Raw genomic sequence first — 5,939 nt, 5'->3', positions numbered from 1 at the left:
CGGCAAATTCGATGCGCTCGATTTTGTAGTAGTCGTCCTGCCGGGTGAAGTAGTTGTGCAGGCTGATGGTGTTCGTGCTGCCCTTGATGCCGATCTGCAGATGATCGTATTCAACGCCGCCCCCCGTGAAACGTGCCAGCAGCACGTCGCTTGGGGCGATGTCGGGGGCCATGACCAGCCGGTCGATATCGCCCGGGTTGCTGCCAGTTTCCTGAATGGTGTCCCAGCCGGCACCCCGCCCGTAGAGGTAGGTGTCGCTGCCCGGTCCGCCAAGCAGGGTGTCGATTGAGCCCGCACTGCGAGCATCCAGGGTGTCGCTCCCCGCTCCGCCTTGGAGTGTATTGGTCCCCGCGCCACCACTTAAAATGTCATTGCCATCGTCGCCGCTGAGCGAATCATCGCCGGCGTCACCGAGTAACAGGTCGTCACCATTGTCGCCGCCGAGTGAATCATTACCGGCACCTCCGGAAATCGTGTCATTGCCGGCCAGGCCCCGAATCGTATCGTTGCCGGCGAGGCCATCGATGACGTCGTCGGCGGCCGTGCCGGTATAGGTATCGGCGTTTTCAGTGAGTTCGTTGGTTACGTGCGCCGTGATTTCCGGCCCCCGCCAGAGGCTGCCGTCGGCAAAGGCGATGACGTCGATCGGCGCGCTGGTAAAGTGCTTGAGCAGCGTTACCTGGTCGCTGCTCTCGCGCCGGCGGATCAGGAGGTCGTCGCCGCTACGGGTGAGGAGGAGGTCGGACGGCAGCAGGGCGTCGATGAGCAGGGTGTCGGTCTTGTCTGGCGTAGCGTCGGTATTGTCGATCACATCCTGCCCGGACCCGGCGCCCCAGGTATAGCTGTCGCTGCCGGCGCCCCCCGTCATCGTGTCGCTGCCAGCGCCGCCATTGATGCGGTCGTTGATGTTGGTCCCGGTGATCACGTTGTCGCCAGCGTCGCCGGTGAGGTCAAAGCCGCGCTCCAGGAGTTGCGCATAGCTCAAAACGCTGCCGTCGGCAAATTCGAAGCGGTCGATCGCCGGCTGGGCATAGACGTCATCCGGGGCAAAGCCGTCGATGTGGATGGCGTTGGCCGGGTCGCTGCCGACCTGGATGCGTAGCGAGCCCAAGCCGAGCCTAAGGTCGGCGGCGGTGATGCCGTGGCCAAAGCGCAGAATATTGGCGGCCATGAAGCCGGCGGATTTGCTGCTATCGTCAATGTAGTCGGTGCCGTCGCCCAGGTTGTAGAGGTAGGTGTTGCCGCCGCCGCTGGTGATTAGTGTGTCGTTGCCGCGCCCGCCGGAGAGAATGGCGTTGCCGCTCCCGACGATGAGAGTGTTGTCGTCCCGCCCGCCAGTGACGATCTGCTGCCCGTCGGCGCCGGTGCGGTTGTTGATGCCGTCAAATAGGCGGCCGATCAGCTCGGTGTAGCTTAGGCGCTCGCCGTCGGCAAATTCGTAGGTGGCGACCGCGCCGGCAAAGCCGCCTTGGACCAGCAGGCGATCGCCAGGGCTGTAGTCGATCGCCAGGTAGTAGCCGGCATTGCTTGAGCGCAGCGTTAAGTCGTCGGCCACGGCGCTTTCAAAGATCACCGTGTTATTGCCGCTCGCATCGCTAATCCATTCGTTCTCGCCCAGGGCAGTGGTCGGGCTGTCGCCGGCGGCAAAGCGATAGCTGTCGTCGCCGTCGTCACCTTTCAGGCTGTCGGTCCCGGCGCCTCCGATCAGCAGGTCGTTGCCGCCACCTCCGTGAAGTTCGTCATCACCAGCCTCACCATAGAGTATGTCACTGCCATTCGCTTCTGCCGGCAGCGCCATATCGGGCAGCGCGTCACCGTAGAGCACATCCTTGTCGTCGCCACCATGCAATACATCGTCGTTGCCTTCACCGAGCAAAACGTCGTTGCCCTGGCCGCCGCTCAAGAAATCCTTGCCGTGATAGATCGCCTCGAGCGTGCTGTAATCGCCTTCGAGGTAGTCATCACCAGCGCCGCCAATTAATTCGTCGTCGTTGCCGTCACCCCAGAGTATGTCGGCACCGTCGCCACCGTCGAGATAATCCTTGCCGTGGTATTGGCCGGGGGTTCTGGCATCATCACCGCTCACGGAATCGTCGTCCGCACCACCGGATAAAATATCGTCACCGCCATTGCCAAGAATCGTGTCGTCGCCAGCGCCTCCGTCAATTCGGTCCTTGCCATGCCAGGCGCCGGGCGTGAGCAGGTCATCACCGAGCAGCCGGTCGCTGCCGCTGCCGCCATAGATCACGTCATCGCGACCGTTGCCTTCGATGTAGTCGCCGCCGGCGCCGCCGAAAATCAGGTCGCTGCCATGCTCGCTGGCGTCCAGCCCGATTCGGATGTAGCGTTGCGCTTCTGTTTCGCCGTCCGGCGCCGGTCCGGCGTCCCATCTGAAATCGCCGAAGAGGGTATCCCGGTCATCGCCGCCGTCGATGATGTCCGATCCGGCGCCGCCGATGCCGACGTCGTTGCCGCTGCCCAGGGCCAGGTAATCGTCGCCGCCGTCGGCCATGACGAGATCGCCGCCGGCGCCGGTGATGATGGTGTCGGCGTCGCCGTCGCCGTCGCTGGCCACCCCCGAGAGCCGAGCGTAACGGGTGATCACGTCACCGAGGGTCTGCTCACAGTAGTGGGTGTATATTTGGGTGTCGACGTCAAAGTCCAGGGCAAAGGTTTTGGTGACTGTGATGCCAAATCCGAGGTCGCTGTCCACGCCGTCGCCTTCAATCACATCGACATCGCCGCCGCCGATGAGGGTGTCGCTCCCGCCGCCGCCAAACATCATATTTGACGAGAGTCGACCGATCAGCAGGTCTTCGCCGCTGCCGCCGGACAGAAGAGAGGCGGTTGGGTCAGCGGGCTGGCTCTCTTTGGCCGCTTCGATCGCGGCGGCGATGTCGATGCGGCTGTCGGCGTAAATCCGGTCGTTGCCGGCCCGGCCAACCAGATTGTCGTGGCCGCCGTGTCCTTCGATCTGGTCGTCGGCCGAGCCGGTCCGGATGAAGTCGTCATTGCTCGTTCCGGTGATCAGCATCGAGATGTTCGTATAATATCGGTCGTAGTTGCGGCCGATCGGGTCGTCGCTCGGGTAGTTGTCGACCAGGGCCTCGGTGTATGCCGGCGGCGGCGGCAGAACCGGCGTGTCGACGCCGAGCGTGATGCCGAGCATGCCGTCAACAAAGTTCTTGATGAAGAGGCGATCTTTGCTGCCGTAGAGGACAGTGAGCGTGGTGCTGCCGTCGGCTTCGCTCATGCGGGTGTAGTGGTATTTCTTGTCGGTGCTTTCCCAGAGGCCGACGCCAGTGGTGCTTTCCTGGCCGCCAGTGAGGGTGTCGGCGTCGATGATGATGCGGCCCTGACCGTCCGAATCCAGTACGGTGTCCCGGCCGTCGCCGCTGGTGAATTTATAGGTGTCCTCACCAGCGCCGCCGCTGAGGATGTCGTCGTCTTGGCCACCGGTCAGGATGTCGGCACCAGCGTTGCCTTCCAGATAATCTTCGTCTTTGCCGCCGTCGAGGGTGTCGACACCGGCGCCGCCGTAGAGGGCGTCGGCGGCCACGCCGCCGGTGATATTGCCGTCGTTGCCGTCACTGCCGAAGATGACCTTGTTGGCGGGGTCCGGGTTTTCAAAGCCGAGCAGGCCATTAACGGTGATGGTCAGATTCTTCGTGAGATCGGTGAATTCCCAGTTTTTGAGATCGCGGGAGTCGTACTTGCTGCCGTCGAGCGTGAGTTTGTCTTCGGTGTTGGCTTTGACCAGCCAGGCAAGCATCGTGGCGCGGTCGGCGAGGTAGTTATCCGAGAAGTTGGCCTGGTCGGCGGCGCGCTGTTCGGCAGTGAGGTTGGCGTCGGCCTGCCATTGCGCGAATTCGTTGTTCCAGGCCGTGCCCAAGACGCCTTCGAGCAGTGAGGCACTGCCGGTCAGGACGGTCGGGCTGAGGGTGATCAGGCTGATGAGGGCGCTGAAGTCGTTCTGGGCGCGGGTGTCAAGGTCGGCTGTGGCGAGTTCGATGTGGACGTTGCTGGCGAGGGCTTGGAAGGCGGGGGCGTTTTGCAGGGCGGCAAGATTGGTCTGAAATTCAATGCGTGCCGCCGGTTGCGGTCCGGCATTGCCTGCGTTGGCGTCTCCCGTCTGGGTTGAAGGCACACTTGCGCCCAACAGCAGCTTTCTAATACTGTCGAGCACGCCTTCGTATGAGGCTGCCATTTGATTGCTGCCAGCACTGACCAATGTCGAGAGCTTGTTCAAATCGAGCGTCTGATCGAGCTGCGCCAAGGCATTGCCCAAGGCCAGCAGGTCGGTGAGCTTGTACATATAGTGGTTGTCTATAAGCCCAGGGGTGAGGTCTTCCTGAAACAGTTCGGTACGGGTGCCGTACTGTTTGAACCCAACCGGGTTCCAGGTGTTGGTGGTGACATTGATGCCATTTTCGGCAAAGTAGTTGTTTTGCGCACCGGAAAAAGCACTCAGCCCCAATTCGGCGCCGATAACCTGGGTGATCTGACTAAAGCCGTTCTCGATGTTGAGCGTGGCCAGCCTGCTGAATCCCGCGCTGTTGAAAGTGTTGATACTCTCGACCGGCCATCCCTTGCCGAACAGGCGCACGAAGGCGCTGGCAAGGTAGCCCCCGAGGCTATGGCCGTCGACCGATTTGATGGCGCTGATGCCAAGCAGATTGCCGGTGCCCTGCACGCTCGATGCGGCAACGAAATTTTGCAAGCGCGGTAAGCCCGGAATGCTGACGGTGCTGATGGCGATTTGTTTTGCCGTCTGGTTGGCGGGAGTCGTCTCGCGCAGCCACCAATTGACCATATCAACCAGTTGTTCGTGCGCCAAACCGGAGGTGGACAAATCGCCGTCGGCCAGAAAGTCAGGGACTTCCTGCGTGCCACGCATCGAGATGTAGACCTGCCCGGCATACGGCGTGCCGGCATTGCCGCGCCACACGGTGGCGTCAAAGCTTGAGGCGAGTCCGCTAACTTGGGTGACGACGGTGAAGTTGTCGCCAATATATTTGGCGACGGCCGGGGTCATGCGGCCGGATAATCGATTTATCAAAGCAACCCCAGTTTGTCCCGGCTTAAGATCGTCAACGTAAGATGAATCCGCCAATACTGCATTGATGTATATGTCATTAATAGTTGTCATTTCAGTTCTCCATTTTTTTAATTGGCGGTTCGATGTAATTGATTTCGAAATCTTTAAAAGTCTGAGCCGAAGCAGGGCTATTCCTCGGTTCACAAGAGCCGTGAAAAATTAGCGGTACACCGCCTTCAGAAATGCCCAAGGTCCGAATAAATCGCCCGCCCGCCGCCATTAAAGAGTTGTAGCTAAGCACAAGCTCACCCGTCGTCGCGTCCACAAATCGCCATGGCTTTAATACAACACGCACCCAAGTATCTTTAATTTCAACGTCGGGTATTTGAAGCAGATACACAGTCTTTCCAACCGCCGTCGCGCGGTCCACTTGAATCATCGAATTTTCCTTGCAGAGCTGTTCAAACTGTCTGCCTCCAATGATCTCGTCGATCAAGGGCAACGGAAATAGCACTGCGGCCATCAATAAGCCGACGGGAATACGCCACCCCGTTCCGGATAATTTTCTTGTGCTGACTTTGCTCAACCAGACGACTAGCGCCAGCCAGATCAGCGCCACGAAGAGCAGATAAATCCCGGTCATGATTGTCCCTTGTAAAGAATGTCTGAAAATTCACCACCCGATAATCCAGAAGTCAGATACCACCGGCAAAGCCGGTGGCTTGAGATTGTGAGCGCCTCAAAGGCGCCCATGAAACCGTGAGCCGCCCTTGGCGGCTTACCCCAGTTCGAGCTTCATCTGATCGTACCGCTCGTCTTCGTCCTCCTGATTCCGGATGTACGCTCGAACCATGTTCTCGTCCAGTCCGACCGTCGAGACGAAGTACCCTCGGGCCTCGGG

Annotated in this window: 2 protein-coding genes and 1 pseudogene; all 3 read right to left on the bottom strand. The window is 60.2% G+C overall.

Annotated features, from left to right (window positions below; all coding sequences use genetic code 11):
- Positions 1-5,149: calcium-binding protein (locus Q1J43_RS00285; RefSeq protein WP_301100281.1), on the bottom strand; the 5,149-nt coding region annotated here is incomplete at its 3' end.
- Between the two features lies 1 nt (position 5,150).
- Positions 5,151-5,681, bottom strand: coding sequence for a hypothetical protein (locus tag Q1J43_RS00280; RefSeq protein WP_301100280.1), 531 nt, complete (start codon positions 5,679-5,681; stop codon positions 5,151-5,153).
- Positions 5,682-5,816: 135 nt separating this feature from the next.
- A pseudogene (locus Q1J43_RS00275) lies at positions 5,817-5,939 on the bottom strand (IS200/IS605 family transposase); the annotation flags it as partial.

Source organism: Propionivibrio sp., from assembly GCF_029255185.1.
Taxonomy (GTDB): domain Bacteria; phylum Pseudomonadota; class Gammaproteobacteria; order Burkholderiales; family Rhodocyclaceae; genus Propionivibrio.
Note: the sequence above shows the minus strand (reverse complement) of the source record. Positions and strands in the feature narration are given on the sequence as shown.

Coding starts and splice junctions, on each gene's coding strand:
- Q1J43_RS00280 (WP_301100280.1), bottom strand. CDS start 5,681: ATGACCGGGATTTATCTGCTCTTCGTGGCGCTGATCTGGCTGGCGCTA.